This is a genomic window from Streptomyces sp. MS191, assembly GCF_008042125.1.
Lineage (GTDB): Bacteria > Actinomycetota > Actinomycetes > Streptomycetales > Streptomycetaceae > Streptomyces.
The window spans coordinates 193470-214975 of the sequence record NZ_RDBI01000066.1; the positions used below are offsets into that span (position 1 = coordinate 193470).

Genomic DNA, 21506 nt, shown 5'->3' on the forward strand with positions numbered 1-21506 from the left:
GTTTCACCGTACGGTCCGGGTGGCCAGGGAGTATGGTCCATTTCCATGGCGAACGACTGGGCCACTTTCGGCGCCGACCTCCACCTCGAACTCCGCGGCGCGAAGCTGCGTACGGGGCTGATGGACGCCCTGCGCGAGGCGGTGCGCAGCGGGCGCCTGGAAGCCGGCGCACGGCTGCCGTCCTCGCGCTCGCTCGCCGCGGACCTGGGGGTGGCCCGCAACACCGTCGCCGACGCGTACGCCGAACTGGTCGCCGAGGGCTGGCTGACGGCGCGCCAGGGCTCGGGCACCCGCGTCGCCCGCCGGGCCGCCCCGCGCCGCGGGCCCGCGCCCAGGGGCGCCGCCCCGGCCCGTCCGGCCTCCGGTCGGCCGACGTACAGCCTGAAGGCGGGCGTGCCCGACCTCGCGTCCTTCCCGCGCGCCGAGTGGCTCAAGGCGTCCCGGCGGGCGCTGACGGCCGCTCCGCACGAGGCCTTCGGGTACGGCGACCCGCGCGGCCGGATCGAGCTGCGCACCGCACTCGCGGAGTACCTGGCCCGGGCGCGGGGCGTGTACGCGCGTCCGGAACGGATCGTGATCTGCTCCGGGTTCGTGCACGGGCTGATGCTGATGGGACAGGTGCTGCGGGCGCGCCGGGCGCGGGAGGTGGCGGTCGAGTCGTACGGGCTCGACGTGCACTGGGACCTGCTGACGCGCGCGGGACTGCGACTGCCGGCGCTGCCGCTGGACGTCCGGGGCACCCGGACCGAGGCCCTGGAGGACCTGCGGGGCGTGGGCGCCGTTCTGCTGACCGCCGCCCACCAGTTCCCGCTCGGCGGCGCGCTGCCGCCCGACCGGCGTGCGGCCGTCGTCTACTGGGCGCGGGCGTCGGGCGGTCTGGTCCTGGAGGACGACTACGACGGCGAGTTCCGCTACGACCGCCAGCCCGTCGGCGCGCTCCAGGGACTCGACCCCGAACGGGTGGTGTACCTGGGCACGTCGAGCAAGTCGCTGGCGCCCGGGCTGCGGCTGGCGTGGATGGTGCTGCCGGAGGACCTGGTGGACGAGGTGACGGCGGCCAAGGGCACGGTGGACTGGGTGTCCAGCGCCCTCGACCAGCTGACCTTCGCGGAGTTCCTGGCCTCGGGGGCGTACGACCGCCATGTGCGGGCCATGCGGCTGCGCTACCGGAGACGGCGCGACCAGTTGGTGGAGGCCGTCGCCGCCCACTCCCCGCAGACCCGGGTGAGCGGGATCGCGGCCGGGCTCCACGCGGTGCTGGAGCTTCCGCCGGGCACGGAACCCGAGGTGCTGCGCTCGGCGGCCTGGCAGGGACTCGCCCTGCTGGGCCTGAACCGCTTCCGCCACCCCGAGGTGCCGCCGACGCTCGACGGTCTGGTCGTCGGCTACGCGACTCCGCCGGACAGCGGATGGAACGGGGCCCTGCGGGCCCTGTGCCGGGTGCTGCCCTGAAGGCCGTCCCGTCACCCCCGGGCGCCCGCCCGGGGACGGACCGGGGTCAGGCCGCGGGATCCGGTGGCGGCGCCTGGCCCGCCGCCTCCGCCCCGGCCTCCGCGGGAGCGGGTGCCTCGCCGAAACGGGCCAGCGCCAGCGCACCGGCGACGGCCACCGTGAAGCCGAGCACCGCGAGCCAGCCCAGCCCCTCGCGGGTGCGGTCGCCCAGCCAGACCACCCCCACCAGGGCGGGTCCGACGGTCTCCCCGACGACCATGCCCGCGGTCGCGGTCGTCACCGAGCCGCGTTGCAGCGCCGAGGTCAGCAGCAGGAAGCCCGCCCCGCCCCCGACGAGCAGCGCGTAGAGGGCGGGGTTCGCGAAGTCCACGCCGTCGATCAGCCGGACCGACACCTCCACCACGCCGAACCCGAACCCCGAGCCCAGCCCCAGCGCCAGGGCCCGCGAGCGGTCGGGCAGCCGGCCGACGGCCGCACCCAGCGCGAGCACCGCGCACGCGGTGCCGAGCATCGCCCAGCCGAGCGCCGGAGGGCCGCCCTCGTCGCCCTCCCGGCCCGAGGCGAGCGCCAGCGTCGCCAGTCCCCCGCAGACCACCGCCACCGCCGTCCACTCCACCCGGCTCAGCCGGACAGCGAGGAGCCGTGAGGCGACCACGGCGGTGACCGCGAGACTCGACGCGAGCGCCGCGCCCACCGTGTAGATCGGCAGCGTGCGCAGCGCGACCACCTGGAGGACGAAGCCCAGGCCGTCCAGGGCGAGGCCCGCCGCGTAGCGCCACTGCCGCACCGCCCGCCACAGCAGGGCGACATCGACGCCGCTGCCCGAGCCGGGCGCCGTCGCCCGCGCGGCGAGCGCCTGCAGGACCGAGGCCGTGCCGAAGCAGAGGGCCGAACCGAGCGCGCAAAGCATCCCGAAGAGCACGAATCGACTCTAGGTCCTGTCCGGGAGCTCCTTGCGGCGTGCCGCGTCCGACGCCGCGGACCGATCCTCGGAGCTCCCCGCGCGGGACCTCGTGCGACGGCCGAAAAGGACCGGCCTACACTGTGCGGTCGCACCAGGCGACCGGGAGATCGGGGAGGGCGGCGCAGATGCGCAGACTGAGGTCGAGCACGGTGATACTCGGCGGGATGGGTGTGCTCGCGGCGACGATCACGGCGTGCGGCTCCGAGCCGGACAAGCGGTGCGTGGACCCGCTGACCCGCGAGAAGCTGCCGAGCTACGAGTGCGACAGCGGCACCGGCGGCAGCAGCACCACCGCACGGGGCTCGTACTACTACGGCGGCACGGTGCGCGACGGCCGGCTCAGCGGCGGCAGTTTCGACAAGTCCGCCGTGGACACCGGTGGCTTCGGCTGCTCGGGCTCGGGCGGCGGCTGATCACGCCATGCGACGGCACACCATCGACCCCCGGCCCGGCTGGCAGCAGACCGTCGAGGAGCAGGGACTCGTCTACCCCCTGACCCGCCACCCCGACGGTTCGCTGCGCCCGTACTGGGACGAGAGCGCGTACTACTCCTTCACGCTGCCCGAGGTGGAGGCCCTGGAGGAGGTGGTCGAGGAGCTGCACGCCATGTGCCTGGAGGCCGCCGCCCACATCGTGGCGAAGGATCGTTTCACCGATCTCGGCCTCACCGACCCGCGGCTCGCCTCCCTCGTCGCCGAGTCCTGGCGGCGCAGGGCCGAACTCCCCACCCTCTACGGCCGCTTCGACCTGCGCTACGACGGCACGGGGCCGGCGAAGATGCTGGAGTACAACGCCGACACGCCCACCTCCCTCGTCGAGGCCGCGAGCCCGCAGTGGTTCTGGATGGAGGACCGGTTCCCCGGTGCCGACCAGTGGAACTCCCTCCACGAGCGGCTGGTCGAGGCCTGGCGCCGGCAGGCGCGGCTGCTGCCGCCGGGCAGCCCGGTCCACTTCGTCCACTCGGACGGGGACGAGCTCGGCGAGGACCTGATGACGGTCGCGTACCTGCGCGAGACCGCCCAGCAGGCCGGGCTCGACACCGAGGCGCTGTCCGTCGAACGGATCGGCTGGGACCGGCTGTCGGGCCGGTTCGTCGACGACCGGCTCCGCTTCATCCGGAGCTGCTTCAAGCTCTACCCGTGGGAGTGGCTGACCACCGACCGCTTCGGCCCGCACGTGCTGGACACCCTCGACAACGGCGGCGGCACCGGCACGACCTGCTGGATCGAACCCGCCTGGAAGATGCTGCTGTCCAACAAGGCGCTGCTCGCCGTCCTGTGGGAGCTCTACCCGGGGCACCCGAACCTGCTGCCCGCCTACCTCGACGGCCCGCGCGAGCTGGCGTCGGGCGCCGGCTACGTGGCCAAGCCGCTGCTGGGCCGCGAGGGCGCCGGGGTCACGGTCCACGAGCCGGGCGCTCCCGCCCCGGTGCGCGAGGAGCCGTCCTGCTACCAGGAGCTGGCCCCGCTGCCCGACTTCGACGGCAACCGGGTGGTGCTCGGCGCGTGGGTCGTCGAGGACGAGGCGGCGGGGCTCGGCATCCGCGAGTCGGCCGGCCTGATCACCGACGAGTACGCCCGCTTCCTGCCCCACGTCATCCTCTGACGGCGTCGGCGCGGCCCGGTGGCGGGCCGGCGCCGACGCCGCCGGACGGGATCAGGCCGAGAGCACCGCCCGCAGCTGCTCCAGGCCCCAGTCCAGGTCCTCCTTGGTGATCACCAGCGGGGGAGCGATCCGGATCGTCGACCCGTGCGTGTCCTTCACCAGGACACCGCGCTCCATCAGCTTCTCCGAGATCTCCCGGCCCGTGCCCCGGGACGGCGTGATGTCCACGCCCGCCCACAGCCCGCGCCCGCGGACGGCCTCCACGGCACCGCCGCCCACCAGCAGACCCAGCTCGGCGTGCAGGTGCTCGCCCAGCTCCGTCGCGCGCTGCTGGTACTCGCCGGACCGCAGCATCGCGATCACCTCCAGGGCCACCGCGCAGGCGAGCGGGTTCCCGCCGAAGGTCGAACCGTGCTCACCGGGCCGGAACACCCCGAGCACGTCGCGGTCCGCCACCACCGCCGAGACGGGGACGACACCACCGCCCAGCGCCTTGCCCAGGATGTACACGTCCGGCACCACGCCCTCGTGCTCGCACGCGAAGGTCCTCCCGGTCCGGCCCAGGCCCGACTGGATCTCGTCCGCCATGAACAGCACGTTCCGCGCGCGGGTCAGCTCCCGCACCTCGCGCAGGTACCCGGCGGGCGGCACCAGCACCCCGGCCTCGCCCTGGATCGGCTCCAGGAGCACCGCCACCGTGTTCTCCGTGACCGCCGCCTCCAGCGCGGTCGCGTCGCCGTACGGGACGATCTCGAACCCCGGGGTGTACGGACCGAAGTGGTCCCGTGCCTCGTGGTCCGTGGAGAAGCTGACGATCGTCGTCGTACGGCCGTGGAAGTTGTTCGCCGCCACCACGATCTTCGCGTGCCCGTCCGGCACGCCCTTCACCTCGTACCCCCACTTCCGGGCGGTCTTCACGGCGGTCTCGACCGCCTCCGCGCCCGTGTTCATCGGCAGCACGGCCTCCTTGCCGCACAGCTCCGCGAGGCGCGCGCAGAACTCCGCGAAGCGGTCGTGGTGGAACGCCCGCGACGTGAGCGTCACCCGCTCCAGTTGTGCCCGCGCGGCGTCGATCAGCCGCCGGTTGCCGTGCCCGAAGTTGAGGGCCGAGTACCCGGCGAGCATGTCGAGGTAGCGGCGGCCCTCGACATCCGTCATCCAGGCGCCGTCCGCCGAGGCGACGACGACGGGCAGGGGGTGGTAGTTGTGAGCGCTGTGCGCCTCCGCGGAAGCGATCGCGTCTTGCGTCCTCGACACGGGGTCTCCGTTCGTCCTGCGGCCTGGGGCGGGTGTGGCGCCCCTTTCTTATCGTCGCTCGGATGCCGGACGAGGAAACCTCGCCGATCGCGGGACAGCCCTTAGTCTGGGAACACACGCGGTGACTGGCGTACGGGGAAGCGACCCCGGGGGAGCCGCGCGCGGCAGAACACGCGATGCCGCCCGCCTGGGCATCACGGGACCGACAAGTCCCCGTGTGATGCCGTCCGCCTCCCGCCTCTTCGGCGGGTGGGCCCTCGACCACAGCACGGGACCCGATCCGTCCCGTGTCGTGCGCCCCGTCGCGGGGCCGCGCCCGGGACCCGCCGAACGCCCGGAGGAACCGCCGTGACGATCCCGTACGCCGAGCAGCTTCCCGTCCGCCACCCGGCCCTGGCCGCCGCCGACCCCGAACTCGCCGCGCTCGTCGGCGCCGAGGAGCGGCTGCAGGCCGAGACCCTGCGTCTGATCCCCAGTGAGAACTACGTCTCGCCGGCGGTGCTCGAAGCCTCGGGCACCGTCCTGCAGAACAAGTACAGCGAGGGCTACCCCGGCCGCCGCTACTACGAGGGCCAGCAGAACATCGACCTGGTCGAGGCCCTCGCCGTCGAGCGCGCCAAGGCCGTCTTCGGCGTGGAGCACGCCAACGTCCAGCCCTACTCGGGCTCCCCGGCCAACCTGGCCGTCCACCTCGCCTTCGCCGAGCCCGGCGACACCGTCATGGGCATGGCCCTGCCGATGGGCGGCCACCTCACGCACGGCTGGGGCGTCTCGGTGACCGGCCGGTGGTTCCGCGGCGTGCAGTACGGCGTCCGTCGGGACACCGGGCTGGTCGACCTCGACCAGGTCCGCGAACTCGCCCTGAGGGAACGCCCGAAGGTGATCTTCTGCGGGGGCACGGCGCTGCCCCGCACGATCGACTTCGCCGCATTCGGCGAGATCGCCCGCGAGGCCGGGGCCGTGCTCGTGGCCGACATCGCCCACATCGCCGGCCTCGTCGCCGGCGGCGCCCATCCGTCCCCGGTACCGCACGTGGACGTCGTCTCCACGACCACCCACAAGACCCTGCGCGGGCCGCGCGGCGCCATGCTGATGTCCCGCGGCGAGCACGCCAAGGCCCTCGACAAGGCCGTCTTCCCCGGTCTCCAGGGCGGCCCGCACAACCAGACCACCGCCGCGATCGCCGTCGCCCTGCGCGAGGCGGGCGGGCCGTCCTTCCGCGACTACGCCCACGCGGTCGTCGCCAACGCCCGGGCCCTGGCCGAGGAGCTCGTCGTCCGCGGCTTCGACCTGGTCTCCGGCGGCACCGACAACCACCTGATCCTGATCGACCTCACGGCGAATGACGTCCCGGGCAAGATCGCCGCCAAGGCCCTGGACCGGGCCGGGATCGTCGTCAACCACAACACCGTCCCCTACGACACCCGGAAGCCCTTCGACCCCTCCGGCATCCGGATCGGCACGCCGTCGCTCACCTCCCGCGGTCTGGGCACCGCGCACATGGCCCAGGTCGCCGACTGGATCGACCGGGCCGTCAAGGCGGCGGGCGCCGGAGACGAGGACACCCTCCGCGCGGTCCGGGCCGAGGTCGCCGAGCTGATGGCGGCCTTCCCCGCGCCGGGCCTGCCGGTCTAGGTCCTGTCCCGGAGGTCCCCGCCGGCCTCGTCCCCGGCGGGGACGAGGCGGGGGCGATGTGTTCCTCGTCTCATCGATAGCGGCCCCCGGCCGTCACGGCCGGGGGCCGTCCGCGGCCGGGCGGGCCGAGGACCCCGGAGAACGCCGCCGCACCACGTCTCCGGAGTCCTCGCGCCTCCGGTGGACCGGCAGTCCGGGATCGGCTCCCACACCTGAGAGAATGATGAGCATGGCCTCTGACAGTCCCCGTGTGCTCTCCGGAATCCAGCCCACCGCAGGCTCGTTCCACCTCGGCAACTACCTCGGCGCCGTCCGCCAGTGGGTCGCCCTCCAGGAGACCCACGACGCCTTCTACATGGTCGTCGACCTGCACGCGATCACGGTTCCGCAGGACCCCGCGGAGCTGCGGGCGAACACCCGGCTCGCCGCCGCCCAGCTGCTCGCCGCCGGACTCGACCCCGAGCGCTGCACGCTGTTCGTCCAGAGCCACGTCCCCGAGCACGCGCAGCTCGGCTGGGTCATGAACTGCCTCACGGGCTTCGGCGAGGCGTCCCGCATGACGCAGTTCAAGGACAAGTCGGCCAAGCAGGGTGCGGACCGGGCCACCGTCGGCCTCTTCACGTACCCGATCCTGCAGGTCGCCGACATCCTGCTGTACCAGGCCAACGAGGTGCCGGTCGGCGAGGACCAGCGGCAGCACATCGAGCTGACCCGCGACCTCGCGGAGCGGTTCAACGGCCGCTTCGGCGAGACGTTCACGATCCCGTCGCCGTACATCCTCAAGGAGACGGCGAAGATCTACGACCTGCAGGACCCGACGATCAAGATGAGCAAGTCGGCGTCGACCCCCAAGGGTCTGATCAACCTGCTCGACGACCCGAAGACCACGGCCAAGAAGGTCAAGAGCGCGGTCACCGACACCGACACGGTCATCCGCTTCGACCCCGAGAACAAGCCGGGCGTCTCCAACCTGCTCACGATCCTGTCCACCCTCACGGGGACGTCCGTCGCCGCGCTGGAACAGTCGTACGAGGGCAAGATGTACGGCGCGCTGAAGACGGACCTGGCGGAGGTCATGGTGGACTTCGTCACGCCGTTCCGGACCCGGACCCAGGAATACCTGGACGACCCGGAGACGCTGGACTCTCTCCTGGCCAAGGGAGCCGAGAAGGCCCGCGCGGTCGCCGCGGAGACCCTGGCGCAGACGTACGAGCGGGTGGGGTTCCTGCCCGCGAAGCACTGACCGAGGACCGGTCGAAGGCCGAGTCCAAGGACCCTGGCCACAGGGGTGGTGCAGGCCGCACACTGGCGGCTGCACCACCATCCGACACCCGCAGCTCGACGACGGAGGAGAACGACGTGGGGACCGTAACGCTCGGCGTTTCGATCGCGGTCCCGGAGCCCTACGGCAGCCTGCTCCAGGAGCGGCGCGCCGGCTTCGGGGATCCGGCCGCGCACGGCATCCCCACGCACGTGACCCTGGTCCCGCCGACCGCCGTGGACGCGGAGCGCCTCCCGCTGATCGAGGCGCACCTCGCCGCCGTCGCCGCCGACTGCACCCCCTTCGCCATGCGGCTGCGCGGCACCGGAACGTTCCGGCCGCTGTCCCCGGTGGTCTTCGTCAAGCTCACCCAGGGCGTCTCCGGCTGCAACGCGCTGCAGCAGCGGATCCGGGACGAGGCCGGGCCGCTGGTGCGCGAGCTCCAGTTCCCGTACCACCCGCACGTCACCGTCGCCCACGGCATCTCCGAGGAGGCGATGGACCGGGCGTTCCGGGAGCTCTCCGGCTACGAGGCGGCCTGGACCTGCCGCTCCTTCGCGCTCTACGAGCAGGGCGCGGACGCGGTGTGGCGCAAGCTGCACGCGTACGAGTTCGGCCGGGGCCGCCCGGTCGCCGGCGTCCCGGTCCAGGGGTCCCCGGTCGACACCCCGACGCCCGCGGCGGGCTGACCGCCCCGCTCCCGGCCCGGGCCCCCGGCCGCGGGTCACACCGGCAGCCGCCGGAACACCGTCCTCGGCACGTGCCGCAGCGCGGACATCACCACCCGCAGCGTGCCCGGCACCCACACGGTCTCCGTCCTGCGCCGCAGGCCGAGCTCGATCGCCGTCGCGACCGCCTCCGGGGTGGTCGCGAGCGGCGCCTCGTCGAGCCCCGCGGTCATCCTCGACCGGACGAAGCCGGGCCGTACGACCATCACGTGCACCCCGGTCCCGTGCATCGCGTCCCCGAGTCCCTGCGCGAAGGCGTCGAGCCCGGCCTTGGAGGAGCCGTAGATGAAGTTCGCGCGCCGGGCCCGTTCGCCGGCCACCGACGAGAGCACCACCAGCGAGCCGTGCCCCTGGGCCTGCAGGGCCTGCGCGCAGACCAGGCCGGCGGAGACGGCACCCGTGTAGTTGGTCTGGGCGACCCGGACGGCGGCCGCCGGATCGGCCTCGTCGTGGGCCTGGTCGCCGAGGATCCCGAAGGCGAGCAGCACCAGGTCGATGTCGCCCTCCGTGAAGATCTTCCCGAGCCGTTCGGCGTGCGAGGCGGTGTCGAGCGCGTCGAAGGGCACGGTGTGCACCTCCGCGCCGAGCCGGCGCAGCGAGTCGGCCGCGGCCGTGAGCGCGGGGGAGGGGCGCCCGGCCAGCCAGACCGTACGGACCCGGCGGGTGATCAGCCGGCGGGCGGTGGCGAGGCCGATCTCGGAGGTGCCGCCGAGGAGGAGCAGGGACTGCGGGATGCCGAAGGCGTCCTTCATGGAGGGTCTCCTTGGTGCGGGATCACAGCGCCAGACGGCGCGCGAGGTCCGAGGTGAAGACGGAACGCGGGTCGAGGGCGGCCCGCAGCGCCCGGAAGTCGGCGAGCCGCGGGTACATCGCGTGCAGCACGTCGGGCCGCAGCCGGGAGTCCTTCGCGAGGTAGACCCGGCCGCCGGCCTGCGCCACCTCCTCGTCCAGTTCGTCGAGGAACGCGCCGAGCCCGGTGATGCCGGCCGGGATGTCGAGCGCGAGCGTCCAGCCGGGCATCGGGAAGGACAGCCAGCCGGGGTCGCCCTCGCCGAAGCGCTTGAGGACGGCGAGGAACGAGGGGCAGCCGCGGCGCGCGATCCGCCGCACGATCCGGCGCAGGGTCTCCTCGTGGCCGTACCCGACCACGAACTGGTACTGGACGAACCCGCCCCGGCCGTAGACGCGGTTCCAGTGCGGGACGCCGTCCAGCGGGTGGAAGAAGGCGGGGATCCGCTGGAGCTCGCCGGTGCGCCGGCGCGGCGCCCGGCGGTACCAGAGCTCGTTGAAGAGGCCGACGGTGGTGCGCCCGAGGAGCCCCTCGGGCAGGAACGCGGGTGCGGCGGGCAGCCGTCCCGGGCGGAAGGCGAGGGGCGTGCGGCGGGCCCGGCGGGGGAGCGCGTCGTACGGGGCGTGGTCCCCGCGGGTCAGCACGGAGCGGCCGGTCGCGGCGCCGCGGGCGAGCAGGTCGATCCAGGCGACGGAGTAGCGGTAGCGGTGGTCGCCGGTGGTGAGCCGGGCCAGCAGGTCGTCGAGGTCGTGGGCGCGTTCGGTGTCGACCAGGACGTGCGAGGTCTCGACGGGGAGCAGGCGCAGGGTGGCGGAGATGATCACTCCGGTCAGGCCCATGCCGCCCGCGGTGGCGTCGAAGAGGTCGGTGCCGGGGAGGACGGTGCGGATCCGGCCGTCGGCGGTGAGGAGGTCGAGCGAGGCCACATGGCGGGCGAAGGAGCCCGAGACGTGGTGGTTCTTGCCGTGGATGTCGGCGCCGATCGCGCCGCCGACGGTGACGTACCGGGTGCCCGGCGTCACGGGCACGAACCAGCCGAGCGGCAGCAGCACCTCCATCAGGCGGTGCAGGCTCACGCCGGCGTCGCAGACGACGACTCCGGCGTCGGCGTCCACGGCGCGGATGCGGTCCAGGCCGGTCATGTCGAGGACGGAGCCGCCGGCGTTCTGCGCGGCGTCGCCGTAGGCCCGGCCGAGGCCCCGGGCGATGGAGCCGCGGGCGCCGCAGGAGCGGACCGCCTCGGCGGCCTCCTCGGGCGTGCGGGGACGGTGCACGCGCGCGAGGGTCGGCGCGGTGCGGCCCCAGCCCGTGAGGGGTTCGTCCGGCTCGTCGGGGGTGCTGACGGGCGCGACGGCGGTGGGGGGTGCGACGGCGGCGGTACGGGGCTCGGCGTCGGTCTCGGCGGCCATGGAGGCGACCGTATCGCCCCACCTGTCTGCTTTGCCGGGATTGCCGTTCGGCTCGTCGAAATGGGTGATTAAAGGAGTGTCAGGAAAGATTGCCGTGCGGTCGGCGGTCCGCCGGGCCAGAGTCGCCCCGGGTCGACCGAGAACCGGGGAGGCGAACCCATGCGATACGGGGACTGGTCCGGCGCGGAGCAGCGGCTGCTGCTCCTGCTGCGCGGCTGCGGGCGACGGCCGTCGGTGGCCGCGGTCGCCCGCGCGCTGTCCTTCGGCGGCGAGCACGGCGCCGTGTGGCTCGCGGCCGGACTGGCCGGCGCCGCCGTGGACCCCGCGCGTCGGACAGGGTGGCTGCGCGGCACGGCCCTCGTCGGCGCGGCCCATCTGGCCAGCATGGGCGTGAAGCGGGTGGTGCGCCGGCCGCGGCCCGGTGCCGACCGGTTCGCGCCCCTGGTCCGTACGGCCGGCCGGCACTCCTTCCCCAGCTCCCACGCGAGCTCCGCCGTGGCCGCGGCCGTCGCCTTCGGCGCCCTGCGCCCGGCGGCCCACCGGCTCGCCGCCCCGGCGGCGACGGCGATGTGCCTCTCCCGCCTGGTCGTCGGCGTCCACTACCCGACGGACGTCGCGGCGGGCGCCGCCCTGGGCGCGGCCACCGCCGCCCTCGGCCGCCGCTGGCTGCGCGCCCGGCCCGCCCGCACCGGCGGGGGCGGCGTCCGTGGCTGAGCGCGCGGGAACCGCACTCCTGGACAAGCCCGGTGTCGCGCGGCAGCGGCAACGGCCGCCGAGACGGACCGGGTTCGCGCTCGTGGGGGGACTCGTGCGGACCGCGCGCCCCCGCCAGTGGGTGAAGAACGTCCTCGTCGTCGCCGCGCCCGCGGCCGCCGGACAGCTCGTGTCCTGGCACTCGGCCACCCGGCTCGCCCTGGTCTTCGCCCTGTTCACGGCCTCCGCCTCCGCCGTGTACCTCGTCAACGACGCCCGCGACGCCGCGGCGGACCGCGCCCACCCCGTGAAGCGCCGCCGCCCGGTCGCCGCGGGACTCGTGCCCGTGCCGCTCGCCTACACGGCGGGCACACTCCTCGGCCTCGGCGCCGCCCTCGCGAGCGCGGTCCTGTGCAACCCCATGACGGCCGTCCTCCTCATCGCCTACCTCGCCATGCAGGTCGCGTACTGCGTGCGCCTCAAACACGTCCTGGTGGTCGACCTCGCGGTCGTCACCACCGGATTCCTGATGCGGGCCATGATCGGCGGAGTCGCGCTCGGCATCCCGCTGTCCCGCTGGTTCCTGATCACCACCGGCTTCGGCGCGCTCTTCATGGTCGCCGCGAAGCGGTACTCCGAGGCCGTCCAGCCGGAGGGCGCGCGGGGCGCGACCCGCGCCCTGCTCACCCAGTACACGACGGGGTACCTGCGCTTCGTGTGGCAGCTGGCCGCGGGCGTCGCGGTCCTCGGTTATTGCCTGTGGGCGCTGGAGAGCGGCGGCGTCGCCGACGGCGCGCTGCTGCCCTGGCGCCAGCTCTCGATGGTCGCCTTCATCCTGGCCGTGCTGCGTTACGCCGTCTTCGCCGACCGCGGCGCCGCCGGCGCCCCGGAGGACGTCGTCCTGCGCGACCGGCCGCTCGCGGTCATCGGGCTGGTGTGGGCGGCGATGTACGGGATGGCGGTCACCGACCTGTGAGCCGCGCGCCCGTCGTCGGCCTCGGGCCGTGCGCGGCCCGTCCGCCAGGTGCCGGCCCCGTGACGCGCCGGCCCGTGACACACCGGTGAGAGGCGAGCCTCCGGGTTCACCTCCGCGCGCTCCGACACCCTGTCAGGAATCGGCGCCGGCCCGGCACTCGCCGGCTGTCCCGGGTTCCCGGGAACCCGGACCCCCGTCTTCCGCTCAATCGACGCTCCAAGGGGTACGCGTACGACATGGACTGGCTGACCAAGCTCCCCGTCATCGGCCCCTGGATCACCAGGCTCATGCAGACGCATGCCTGGCGCTCCTACGAGACGCTCGACGAGACCCACTGGACCCGGCTCGCCGCCGCCATCACCTTCATCAGCTTCCTCGCGCTCTTCCCGCTGATCACGGTGGCCGCGGCGGTCGGTGCCGCCCTGCTCAGCACCGAGCAGCTCGACAAGATCCAGGACAAGGTCTCCGAGCAGGTCCCGGGCATCTCCGACCAGCTGAACCTCGACGGTCTCGTGGCCAACGCGGGCACCGTGGGACTGGTGGCCGGCGCCCTGCTGCTGCTCACCGGCATCGGCTGGATCGGCTCGATGCGGGAGTGCCTGCGCGCGGTGTGGGGGCTCGACGACCTGGAGGGCAACCCCGTCGTGCGCAAGGGCAAGGACGCGATCGTGCTCCTCGGGCTCGGCGCCGTCGGGCTCTGCTCGCTCGCCGCGTCCTGGCTCGGCTCCACCGCCGTCGACTGGAGCGCGGACCGGCTGGGCATCTCGCACGGCGGGATCGGCGGCATCCTGCTCCAGGCCGCGGCCGTCGCCGTGGCCGCGCTCGCCGACTTCCTCATGCTGCTGTACCTGCTGACGCTGCTGCCGGGCGTCCAGCCGCCGCGCCGCCGCCTGGTGGTGGCGGCGGTGCTCGGCGCCATCGGGTTCGAGCTGCTGAAGCTGCTCCTCGGCGGCTACATGCGCGGCGTCGCGGCGAAGTCGATGTACGGCGCGTTCGGCGTTCCGGTCGCCCTGCTCCTGTGGATCAACTTCACCGCGAAACTGCTGCTGTTCTGCGCCTCCTGGACCGCTACGGGTTCACGCTCTCGTCCCGGGACTGACGACGACGCACCAGCTCCGGCAGCGGCCAGCGGCGATTGACGAGGAAGGCCGCGCCCGCGAGCAGCACCAGGACCCCGCCGGCCACGCCGAGCGCGATCCCGACCCCGCCCGACTTCTCCTGGGCGACGGTCTGGGCGCCGGCCGTGTCCGGCGCGTTCTTGCCGGGGGCGGGCGCCGTGCCGTCCGGGCCGGCGCCGGAGTCCCCGCCCGTCCCGGTGTCGGCCGACTTCGGCGGCACCAGCTCGCCGACCGGGGTCACCTTGCCGGAGGCCGCGAAGCCCCAGTCGAGGAGCCGGGCGGTCTCCTTGTAGACCGCGTGCTGCTCCTTGGACGACGGGTTCATCACCGTCACGAGCAGCACTTTGCCGTTGCGTTCCGCGACGCCTGTGAACGTGGCGCCGGCGTGCGTGGTGTTGCCGTTCTTGACGCCGGCGATGCCCTGGTAGGGCGCGACGCCGAAGTCGCCGGTGAGCAGCCGGTTGGTGTTCTGGATCTCGAAGCTCTCGCGCTTCTTCCCCGGCTTCTGCTCGCCGGGGAAGGCGGCGCGGGCCGTGGCGCAGTACTCCCGGAAGTCCGCCTTCTGCATGCCGCTGCGGGCGATCAGGGTGAGGTCGTACGCGGAGGAGACCTGGCGGGGGGCGTCGTAGCCGTCCGGGGAGACGGCGTACGTGTCGAGCGCCTGGAGTTCGGCGGCGTGGTCGTTCATGTCGGCCACGGTCTGCGGGATGCCGCCGTTCATGGCGGACAGGACCCGCACGGCGTCGTTGCCCGAGCGAAGGAAGACGCCGAGCCAGAGGTCGTGCGCCGTGTAGGTCTGCTTCTCCTTGACGCCGACGAGGCTGGAGCCGGCGCCGAGGTCCTTGAGGTCCTCGGGGGTGACGGTGTGTGTCGTCGTCTTCGGGAACTTCGGCAGGACCGTGTCCGCGAAGAGCATCTTGAGGGTGGAGGCGGGGGGAAGGCGCCAGTGGGAGTTGTGCGCCGCCAGGATGTCGCCGGTCTCCGCGTCCGCGACGATCCAGGACCGGCCGCTCAGCTCCTTGGGCAGGACCGGGGCGCCCGGGCCGAGCTGGACCTGGGTACCGGGCCGCCCGAGCAGGGAGCCGCCGACGGTGGACATGACGGCGGGCGGCTTGGGCTGCTGCTCCTCTTTGTCGTCCGCGTGCGCCGGGGCGGCGGCGAGGACGGGGAGCAGTGCGGCAGTGGTGACCGCCCAAGCGGTCTTCTTTGAAGCAGACACGGTCGAGAACGTACAGGTACCGATCAGCGAACCGAACCCCGCCAGGCGGTTCGTCCGGGGGCGTCCACCCGGACGCGGGGTCTGCGGGGCGCCTGGTGATACTGGGGACATGAAGCTCAGCCGGCCGGTCTCCTGGTTCCTGCTCGCGTTCGGGGTGTGGAGCTGGTTCATCTGGATCACTTTCGTCAAGAACCTCTGGAACGACGGGAGCGGTCTCGCCTTCGACGACGCGGGCGACCCGACGGCCTACTTCTGGGTTCATCTGCTGCTCGCCATCACGTCCTTTGTCTTGGGGACGGTGGTCGGCGTGATCGGGTTGCGTGGGGTGCGCGCATTGCGCCGCGCACACGGATAGGAGTCACGGCGCGTGCTGGTCTTCCTGCTGGTGCTCATCGTGGTGCTCGCCCTGCTGGGCGGCGTCCACTGGTACGTATGGCGGCGCCTGGTGCGCGATGTGACGGTGCGCGGGAGCCTGGCGCGCCGCCTGGGTACCGCCGCGGCCTTCGTGCTGCCGCTGCTCTCGCTCGCCGCCCTGGTCTCGTCGCGCGCCGGGGCCCCCTTCGTGCTCCAGCAGGCGGTGGCCTGGCCCGGCTTCCTGTGGCTGGCCCTGCTGCTGTACCTGACGCTGGCCCTCGTCGTCGGTGAGGCCGTCCGCCCGCTGCTGCGCCGTGCGCTGGACCGTCGCGCGGCGTCCGCCGAGGCCGCGGCGGGCCCCGCGGCCGAGGCGCCCGGCGCGACCGGGTCCGGGCCGGCCGCGCCCTCCGGGGGCGGCGGCAAGCCCGTCTCCCCGGCGCCGCCCGGTCGCCGCGGCGCCGTATCGGGCACGGGTGCCGGTGCCGTGACGGCCGACGGGAACCTCCTCACGGACCACCCCGACGCCCCGTCGGCGGGTGGTGGAGCCTCCGCCCGTGGCACGTCCGGCGGCCCGTCGTCCGAGTCCGCCGACGCGGACGGCCGTTCCCCCGCCGCCGCCGACGCGTCCGGCGGCCCCGGCACGCCCGACGCCCCGGCCGGCGGCACCGCGGAGTCCCCGGCCGGCGCCACGGCCGTGTCGCGGCGGCTGTTCGTGTCGCGCGTCGTCGGCGGTGCCGCGGCCGCGGCCGCCGTCGGGACCGTGGGCCTCGGGACGTACGGCGTGCTCCGCGGTCCGCGTGTGAAGCGGGTGGTCGTGCCGCTGGCCAAGCTGCCGCGCGCCGCCCACGGCTACCGGATCGCCGTCGTCTCCGACATCCACCTCGGGCCGATCCTCGGGCGCGCCCACACCGAGCGCATCGTCGCCTCCATCAACGCCGCCCAGCCCGACCTCGTCGCCGTCGTCGGCGACCTCGTCGACGGCACCGTGGAGAACCTCGGACCCGCCGCCGAGCCGCTCGCCCGGCTCACCGCCCGCCACGGCTCCTTCTTCGTCACCGGCAACCACGAGTACTTCTCCGGAGCGGACGCCTGGGTCGACCACGTCCGGGAACTCGGGCTGCACCCGCTGCGCAACGAACGCGTCGAGATCGCGGCCGGCTTCGACCTCGCGGGTGTCGACGACGTCGCCGGCGAGAGCGAGGGCCAGGGGCCCGACTTCGGGCGCGCCCTCGGCGACCGGGACCGCGCGCGGGCGGCCGTCCTGCTCGCGCACCAGCCGATCGTGATCCACGACGCCGTCCGGCACGGCGTCGACCTCCAGCTCTCCGGCCACACCCACGGCGGGCAGCTCTGGCCCGGGAACCACATCGCCGAGCTGGCCAATCCGACCGTGGCCGGACTGGAGCGGTACGGGGACACCCAGCTCTACGTCTCCCGGGGCGCCGGCGCCTGGGGACCCCCCGTCCGCGTCGGGGCGCCCTCCGACATCACCCTCGTCCAGCTGGCATCGACACAGACGTAGCGGAAGGTGTCACTCAACGCACAGAGGCCGATACATGCTGCTCAGTCCCCTGAAGTCCCATATCCCGGACATATACCTGCGGTGTGAAGGTTTACTCTTCCACTTGTGAATTGCGTGTGATTGGGTGACGCCATCGCGGCATGGCCAGGGCGCCGCCGCGGCAGGGGTGGGCTCTAAAAAAGGAAGCACGGCAATGCGGTCGAAGGTCCGTCTGCGGATCCTCATCACTTGTGGAGTTCTCGTGGCCGCCGGGGTGGGCGGATGGCAGCTCCTGCCGTCCGACGACGTCCGGACCGACCCGATCACCGTCGGCACGACCGACGAAGTGACCTCCCTCGACCCGGCCGGCGCGTACGACGCCGGCTCATGGGCGATGTACAGCAACATCTACCAGTCGCTGCTGACCTTCAAGCCGGGCTTCACCACGCCGGTCCCGGACGCCGCCGACGACTGCAAGTTCGTGGGCGCGAAGCTGACCACGTACCAGTGCAAGCTGCGGGACGACCTCACGTTCTCCAACGGTCGCAAGATCACGGCCGAGGACGTCAAGTACTCCTTCGAGCGGATGCTCGCCATCAAGGCGGACGTCGGTCCGGCCCCGCTCTTCCCGACCCTGAAGAACGTCGTGGCCGACGGCCAGACCGTCACGTTCAACCTCGGCGGCCGGGACGCGACCTTCCCGCTGAAGCTCGCCACCGGTGCCGGTTCGATCGTCGACCGCAACCAGTACCCGGCGAAGCAGCTGCGCCAGGGCAACACGGTCGACGGCTCGGGCCCGTACGTGCTCAAGGAGTTCAAGCCCGGCGAGAGCGCCCGGCTCGAGCCCAACCCGAACTACCGCGGTGCGATCGCCAAGAAGGGCTCCGCGGTCGTCGTCAAGTACTTCACCGAGTCCGAGCAGCTCGCCTCCGCGTGGAACACCAAGCAGGTCGACGTCACGCACCGGCAGATGCCGCCGGAGTTCCTGTCCCAGCTCGGCAGCGGCAAGGAGACCGCGCGGATCACCGAGGCGCAGACCGCCGAGATCCGCAACCTCTACTTCAACGTGAAGCCCGGCTCCGCGATGGCGAAGAAGGCGGTCCGGCAGGCCGTCGCCGCCGTCATCGACCGCCCGGCGATCGTCACCGGCGCCTACCACGGCACGGTCGAGCCGCTGTACTCCCTCATCCCGCAGGGCTTCAACGGGCACAGCACTTCGTTCTACGACATCTACCCCGAGCCGTCCCGGGCGAAGGCCGTGAGCCTGCTCGCGAAGGCCGACGTCGAGACGCCGGTGTCCTTCACCCTCGGCTACCGCAAGGACGCCACCTACGGCGCCGAGGCGGCCGAGCTGAAGCGGCAGCTGGAGAAGACCGGGCTCTTCAAGGTCAAGCTCGTGGCGGCGGAGTGGAAGGACTTCCAGAAGGCGTACGCGAAGGGCGACTACGACGCGTACCCGGTCGGCTGGCTCCCCGACTTCCCCGACTCCGACAGCTTCACCGCTCCGCTCGTCGGCACGGACAACGCCATGCACAACGGGTTCGCGAGCCGGAAGATCGACTCGCTGATCTCCGCCACGCAGCAGTACAGCGACCGCGCCGCCGCCGCCAGTGACTTCGAGGCCATCCAGTCGGAGGTCGCCACGGACGTCCCGCTGGTGCCGCTGTGGCAGAAGAAGGACTACGTGCTGGCGACGGACGACGTGGCCGGTTCGCAGTACCTCACCGACGGCACCGGCATCTGGCGCCTGTGGGAGCTCGGCTGGATCTGATCCGCTCGCCCTCCCGGCCACCGTGCCGGAGGCGCTCCGGACGCCCCGAGGGGCCCGGCCCGTGCACCGCACGGACCGGGCCCCTCGTCGTTCCCCGGGGCGTCCGCCCCGATACCCGCCGGGGGCGCCCCGCGGGCTACTCCTCCGGCTGCCGCGTCTTCTTCGAGGCCCTGGGCGCCTTCTCCGACGTGGGCTTGGGCATGCCCGAGGCCGCCATACCCGCCGCCGTCGGCATGAAGTCGGCGAGCAGGTCGTGGGTCTCCCGCACCAGCGGGCGCAGCAGCCGGAAGCGGGAGAGCTGGATCGCCCGCGCGGTGACCGGGGCCAGCCGGTCCACCAGCCGCCGGCTGTTGGCGCAGCCCTCGGAGCGGTCGTACACCCAGAACAGCACCAGGCCCATCTGCTGGAGCCAGAGCAACTGCGGCAGCGGCTCCGCGAGTTCGGGGTCGATCTTCACCGAGGCGCCGGAGATCACGCGGCGGTGGACCTCGATGGCGGCCTCGCGCGGACCCTCGGACTCGGGCGAGAAGGGGCTGAGCGGGCTGTCCGGGTCGGCGGCGTTCTTGAAGAACTGGGCCGCGAACTCGTGGTACGGCTCGGCGATGTCGAGCCAGCCGAGGAGGACCCCGCGGATGCGGGCCGTGAGGTCCTTCTCGTCGCTGTCCAGGATCCCCTCGACGGCCGCCTGGTGCTCCTCGGCGATCCGGTCGTAGAAGCCCTGGACGAGGTGTTCCTTGGACGAGAAGTAGTAGTACGCGTTCCCGACCGAGACCCCGGCCTCCTGGGCGATCGCCCGCATCGTCGTCTTGTCGTAACCGCGGTCCTTGAAGAGCCGGAGGGCGGTCTCGAGGATGAGGGTGCGGGTCTGCTCGCTCTTGGGCTGCTTGGCCGGGGCCTTGGCCGGGCCGGTCGCGGCGGGCTCGGCGGGCTGCTCTTCCTTCACGTCCTTCACAGTGCCCGAGCCTAGCCGGGTGTGCCCGGTGCCTCGCACCGTCCGTCCTCACAGGCCGGTCCGTAGGCCTTGACCGCCTCGCGCCAGCGGGCGGCGGCGAGGACGGTGGCGCGGGCGAAGGGCTGCCCGGCCGGGGTGGCCAGCCAGTGGGCGCGGGGCCGGTGCTCGGCCAGGGCCCAGAGGCAGACGATCCAGGCGGAGGCGCCGCGGTAGACCTGTCCCCGGTCCCCGATCACGGTGATCTCCCGCAGGGTGGAGGCGTGGTCGAGGTCCGGGAAGCGGCGCCGGGCCTCCTGGGAGGAGGCCGGCACCAGGTCGAGCGGGACGAGCTGCCGCTGGCGCATCAGCCAGTGCCGCAGGTGGACGCAGAGCGAGCACTGGGCGTCGTACAGCACCGTGAGGCGGTGTACGGGGGTGGTCGGCCGTACGGCTGGCGTCGTCACGGCCGGCTCACGCCCCGGCGCCCGGTGCGGGCGGGGCCCAGGGGCCCTTGGCCGGCGCGGTCCAGCCCTGCGGCGGCACCGGCGGGATCTGCTCGCGCTCCATGACGCCCCGGCGGCGGATCTTGTTGAGCACGTAGACGTTGCCGAGGTGCATCACGCCGAGGACCAGGAGGACCACTCCGAGCTTGACCGACAGGGCCTCGAAGAGGGCCCGGGCGTCGAGGACGGCGTCGTCCTGGCTCAGGTAGAGGGCCACGAAGCCGAAGTTGACCAGGTAGAAGCCGACCACCAGGAGGTGGTTGACGGCGTCGGCGAGCTTCTCGTTCCCGTGCAGGACGTCTGCCAGGAAGATCTTTCCGTTGCGGCTGAGCGTGCGGGCGACCCAGACGGTCAGGGCCACGCTGATCAGCAGGTAGACGATGTAGGCGACGACAGTGAGGTCCATGCCCCACCCTCCCTTGAACACGTTCAAAAGCTGGCACTCATGACTGTAGGGCTTCGACTGAACATGTTCAAGTCCTGGGTTCGGGGGGCCGGAAAACCGTGGGCGGCCGCCGGGCCCGCCGCCTACAGTCGTCCGGATGACGCTCCTTCACGACGTGGCCGGCGACGGCCCCTCCGCAGTCGTCCTGCTCCACTCCGGTGTCTGCGACCGGCGCATGTGGGACGGGCAGTTCGCGCATCTGGCGGAAGCCGGCCACCGGGTGGTGCGCTGCGATCTCCGCGGGTTCGGCGAGTCCCCGGTCGACGCCCCGCACCACCACGGCGAGGACGTCCTGGCGCTCCTCGACGCGCTCGGCATCGAGCGCGCGGCGCTCGTCGGCTCGTCCTTCGGCGGCCGGGTCGCCCTGGACCTCGCCGCCCGCCACCCCCGGCGCGTCTCCGCGCTCGCGCTCCTGTGCGCCGGCATGCCCGGGCACGAGCCGAGCGAGGACCTGCGGGCCTGGGGCGGACGGGAGGACGCGCTCCTGGAGAAAGGCGACATCGACGGAGCCGTCGCGCTCAACGTCGACACCTGGCTGGGCCCCGAGGCCGGGACCGAGACCCGCGAGCGGGTGCGGGAGATGCAGCGGCGGGCCTTCGACCTCCAGCTCGCCGCTCCCGACGCGTACTTCCCGGACGGCCCGGAGGCCGACGCCGCCGCCCTGGCCGGCATCGACGTGCCGTGCCTGGTCGTCTCCGGCGCCCACGACGTGGCCGACTTCCGGCGGATCGCCGTCCGGCTCGCCGGACTGCTGCCGCGCGCCCGGCACGTCGAGCTGGACTGGGCCGGCCATCTCCCCGCCCTGGAGCGCCCGGAGGAGACGGCCGCGCTGCTCGCCGGGTTCCTGGCCGCTCCGGCGGGGACGCGGCCGTCCTAGGTGTGCATCTGCCGGAG

21 protein-coding genes and 1 riboswitch are annotated in these 21506 nt (G+C 73.3%); of the genes, 13 read left to right on the forward strand and 8 right to left on the reverse strand.

Annotation, left to right across the window (positions count from 1 at the left end; translation table 11 throughout):
• Positions 1 to 45: 45 nt before the first annotated feature.
• Positions 46 to 1452, forward strand: coding sequence for a MocR-like pyridoxine biosynthesis transcription factor PdxR (gene pdxR / locus EAO71_RS29450; protein ID WP_147980840.1), 1407 nt, complete (start codon positions 46 to 48; stop codon positions 1450 to 1452).
• A gap of 46 nt (positions 1453 to 1498) precedes the next feature.
• Here pdxR and EAO71_RS29455 read toward each other — a convergent pair whose 3' ends face one another.
• Positions 1499 to 2362, reverse strand: coding sequence for a DMT family protein (locus EAO71_RS29455; protein ID WP_147981323.1), 864 nt, complete (start codon positions 2360 to 2362; stop codon positions 1499 to 1501).
• 179 nt (positions 2363 to 2541) lie between these two features.
• Between EAO71_RS29455 and EAO71_RS29460 the strand changes: the two genes are divergently transcribed.
• Entirely contained in the window at positions 2542 to 2829 is a 288-nt protein-coding gene (locus EAO71_RS29460; protein ID WP_147980841.1) for a hypothetical protein, read from the forward strand.
• A 7-nt stretch (positions 2830 to 2836) separates the two neighbouring features.
• Positions 2837 to 4021 carry a glutathionylspermidine synthase family protein gene (locus EAO71_RS29465; protein ID WP_147980842.1) on the forward strand — a complete coding sequence of 395 codons (1185 nt, stop codon included), beginning with the start codon at positions 2837 to 2839 and terminating at the stop codon, positions 4019 to 4021.
• Positions 4022 to 4072: 51 nt separating this feature from the next.
• On the opposite strand, the gene rocD is transcribed toward EAO71_RS29465, so the two are convergent.
• Positions 4073 to 5278, reverse strand: a complete 1206-nt coding sequence (gene rocD / locus EAO71_RS29470) for an ornithine--oxo-acid transaminase (RefSeq protein ID WP_147980843.1) — start codon at positions 5276 to 5278, stop codon at positions 4073 to 4075.
• A gap of 111 nt (positions 5279 to 5389) precedes the next feature.
• Positions 5390 to 5478: riboswitch (ZMP/ZTP riboswitch) on the forward strand.
• Between the two features lie 148 nt (positions 5479 to 5626).
• On the opposite strand from rocD, the gene EAO71_RS29475 reads away from it, so the two are divergent.
• The 3 genes from EAO71_RS29475 (at position 5627) to EAO71_RS29485 (ending at position 8863) form a co-directional block, all read left to right on the forward strand.
• The gene (locus EAO71_RS29475; RefSeq protein WP_147980844.1) at positions 5627 to 6913 is read left to right on the forward strand and encodes a serine hydroxymethyltransferase; all 1287 of its coding nucleotides are present in this window, start codon (positions 5627 to 5629) and stop codon (positions 6911 to 6913) included.
• Between the two features lie 229 nt (positions 6914 to 7142).
• Entirely contained in the window at positions 7143 to 8156 is a 1014-nt protein-coding gene (gene trpS, locus EAO71_RS29480; protein WP_147980845.1) for a tryptophan--tRNA ligase, read from the forward strand.
• 116 nt (positions 8157 to 8272) lie between these two features.
• Complete coding sequence (locus tag EAO71_RS29485) at positions 8273 to 8863, forward strand: 2'-5' RNA ligase family protein (RefSeq protein WP_147980846.1); 591 nt, start codon at positions 8273 to 8275, stop codon at positions 8861 to 8863.
• Positions 8864 to 8898: 35 nt separating this feature from the next.
• On the opposite strand, the gene EAO71_RS29490 is transcribed toward EAO71_RS29485, so the two are convergent.
• The gene (locus EAO71_RS29490) at positions 8899 to 9654 is read right to left on the reverse strand and encodes a decaprenylphospho-beta-D-erythro-pentofuranosid-2-ulose 2-reductase (protein WP_147980847.1); all 756 of its coding nucleotides are present in this window, start codon (positions 9652 to 9654) and stop codon (positions 8899 to 8901) included.
• Between the two features lie 22 nt (positions 9655 to 9676).
• The gene (locus EAO71_RS29495; protein WP_147980848.1) at positions 9677 to 11101 is read right to left on the reverse strand and encodes an FAD-binding oxidoreductase; all 1425 of its coding nucleotides are present in this window, start codon (positions 11099 to 11101) and stop codon (positions 9677 to 9679) included.
• 159 nt (positions 11102 to 11260) lie between these two features.
• On the opposite strand from EAO71_RS29495, the gene EAO71_RS29500 reads away from it, so the two are divergent.
• The 3 genes from EAO71_RS29500 (at position 11261) to EAO71_RS29510 (ending at position 13909) form a co-directional block, all read left to right on the forward strand.
• Positions 11261 to 11815, forward strand: a complete 555-nt coding sequence (locus EAO71_RS29500; protein ID WP_147980849.1) for a phosphatase PAP2 family protein — start codon at positions 11261 to 11263, stop codon at positions 11813 to 11815.
• Positions 11816 to 11834: 19 nt separating this feature from the next.
• Positions 11835 to 12770: a decaprenyl-phosphate phosphoribosyltransferase gene (locus tag EAO71_RS29505; RefSeq protein ID WP_399754667.1), complete on the forward strand. Its 936-nt coding sequence runs from the start codon at positions 11835 to 11837 to the stop codon at positions 12768 to 12770.
• Between the two features lie 236 nt (positions 12771 to 13006).
• Positions 13007 to 13909: a YihY/virulence factor BrkB family protein gene (locus EAO71_RS29510; protein ID WP_147980851.1), complete on the forward strand. Its 903-nt coding sequence runs from the start codon at positions 13007 to 13009 to the stop codon at positions 13907 to 13909.
• Here EAO71_RS29510 and EAO71_RS29515 read toward each other — a convergent pair.
• Positions 13839 to 15107, reverse strand: a complete 1269-nt coding sequence (locus EAO71_RS29515; protein WP_410094099.1) for a D-alanyl-D-alanine carboxypeptidase family protein — start codon at positions 15105 to 15107, stop codon at positions 13839 to 13841. The two genes, EAO71_RS29510 and EAO71_RS29515, sit on opposite strands and share 71 nt — an antisense overlap.
• 109 nt (positions 15108 to 15216) lie before the next feature.
• On the opposite strand from EAO71_RS29515, the gene EAO71_RS29520 reads away from it, so the two are divergent.
• The 3 genes from EAO71_RS29520 (at position 15217) to EAO71_RS29530 (ending at position 18733) form a co-directional block, all read left to right on the forward strand.
• On the forward strand, positions 15217 to 15462 hold the full coding sequence (locus tag EAO71_RS29520; protein ID WP_147980853.1) for an SCO4848 family membrane protein: 246 nt from the start codon (positions 15217 to 15219) through the stop codon (positions 15460 to 15462).
• A gap of 12 nt (positions 15463 to 15474) precedes the next feature.
• Positions 15475 to 16983, forward strand: coding sequence for a metallophosphoesterase (locus tag EAO71_RS29525; RefSeq protein ID WP_147980854.1), 1509 nt, complete (start codon positions 15475 to 15477; stop codon positions 16981 to 16983).
• Between the two features lie 193 nt (positions 16984 to 17176).
• Positions 17177 to 18733 carry an ABC transporter substrate-binding protein gene (locus EAO71_RS29530; protein WP_147980855.1) on the forward strand — a complete coding sequence of 519 codons (1557 nt, stop codon included), beginning with the start codon at positions 17177 to 17179 and terminating at the stop codon, positions 18731 to 18733.
• Between the two features lie 136 nt (positions 18734 to 18869).
• On the opposite strand, the gene EAO71_RS29535 is transcribed toward EAO71_RS29530, so the two are convergent.
• The 3 genes from EAO71_RS29535 to EAO71_RS29545 are packed head-to-tail and all read right to left on the reverse strand — an operon-like array spanning position 18870 to position 20573.
• On the reverse strand, positions 18870 to 19685 hold the full coding sequence (locus EAO71_RS29535; protein ID WP_147980856.1) for a TetR/AcrR family transcriptional regulator: 816 nt from the start codon (positions 19683 to 19685) through the stop codon (positions 18870 to 18872).
• A gap of 11 nt (positions 19686 to 19696) precedes the next feature.
• Positions 19697 to 20128: a thiol-disulfide oxidoreductase DCC family protein gene (locus EAO71_RS29540; protein WP_147980857.1), complete on the reverse strand. Its 432-nt coding sequence runs from the start codon at positions 20126 to 20128 to the stop codon at positions 19697 to 19699.
• A 7-nt stretch (positions 20129 to 20135) separates the two neighbouring features.
• Complete coding sequence (locus EAO71_RS29545; protein WP_147980858.1) at positions 20136 to 20573, reverse strand: hypothetical protein; 438 nt, start codon at positions 20571 to 20573, stop codon at positions 20136 to 20138.
• Between the two features lie 136 nt (positions 20574 to 20709).
• On the opposite strand from EAO71_RS29545, the gene EAO71_RS29550 reads away from it, so the two are divergent.
• Positions 20710 to 21489 carry an alpha/beta fold hydrolase gene (locus EAO71_RS29550; protein ID WP_147980859.1) on the forward strand — a complete coding sequence of 260 codons (780 nt, stop codon included), beginning with the start codon at positions 20710 to 20712 and terminating at the stop codon, positions 21487 to 21489.
• The last annotated feature ends 17 nt before the right edge of the window (positions 21490 to 21506 follow it).

What these genes read in the sequence shown, in the direction of transcription:
- pdxR (WP_147980840.1), top strand. Translation starts at nt 46, where the DNA reads ATGGCGAACGACTGGGCCACTTTCGGCGCCGACCTCCACCTCGAACTC.
- EAO71_RS29455 (WP_147981323.1), bottom strand. Translation starts at nt 2,362, where the DNA reads ATGCTTTGCGCGCTCGGTTCGGCCCTCTGCTTCGGCACGGCCTCGGTC.
- EAO71_RS29460 (WP_147980841.1), top strand. Translation starts at nt 2,542, where the DNA reads ATGCGCAGACTGAGGTCGAGCACGGTGATACTCGGCGGGATGGGTGTG.
- EAO71_RS29465 (WP_147980842.1), top strand. Translation starts at nt 2,837, where the DNA reads ATGCGACGGCACACCATCGACCCCCGGCCCGGCTGGCAGCAGACCGTC.
- trpS (WP_147980845.1), top strand. Translation starts at nt 7,143, where the DNA reads ATGGCCTCTGACAGTCCCCGTGTGCTCTCCGGAATCCAGCCCACCGCA.
- EAO71_RS29490 (WP_147980847.1), bottom strand. Translation starts at nt 9,654, where the DNA reads ATGAAGGACGCCTTCGGCATCCCGCAGTCCCTGCTCCTCCTCGGCGGC.
- EAO71_RS29495 (WP_147980848.1), bottom strand. Translation starts at nt 11,101, where the DNA reads ATGGCCGCCGAGACCGACGCCGAGCCCCGTACCGCCGCCGTCGCACCC.
- EAO71_RS29500 (WP_147980849.1), top strand. Translation starts at nt 11,261, where the DNA reads ATGCGATACGGGGACTGGTCCGGCGCGGAGCAGCGGCTGCTGCTCCTG.
- EAO71_RS29510 (WP_147980851.1), top strand. Translation starts at nt 13,007, where the DNA reads ATGGACTGGCTGACCAAGCTCCCCGTCATCGGCCCCTGGATCACCAGG.
- EAO71_RS29520 (WP_147980853.1), top strand. Translation starts at nt 15,217, where the DNA reads ATGAAGCTCAGCCGGCCGGTCTCCTGGTTCCTGCTCGCGTTCGGGGTG.
- EAO71_RS29530 (WP_147980855.1), top strand. Translation starts at nt 17,177, where the DNA reads ATGCGGTCGAAGGTCCGTCTGCGGATCCTCATCACTTGTGGAGTTCTC.
- EAO71_RS29545 (WP_147980858.1), bottom strand. Translation starts at nt 20,573, where the DNA reads ATGGACCTCACTGTCGTCGCCTACATCGTCTACCTGCTGATCAGCGTG.
- EAO71_RS29550 (WP_147980859.1), top strand. Translation starts at nt 20,710, where the DNA reads ATGACGCTCCTTCACGACGTGGCCGGCGACGGCCCCTCCGCAGTCGTC.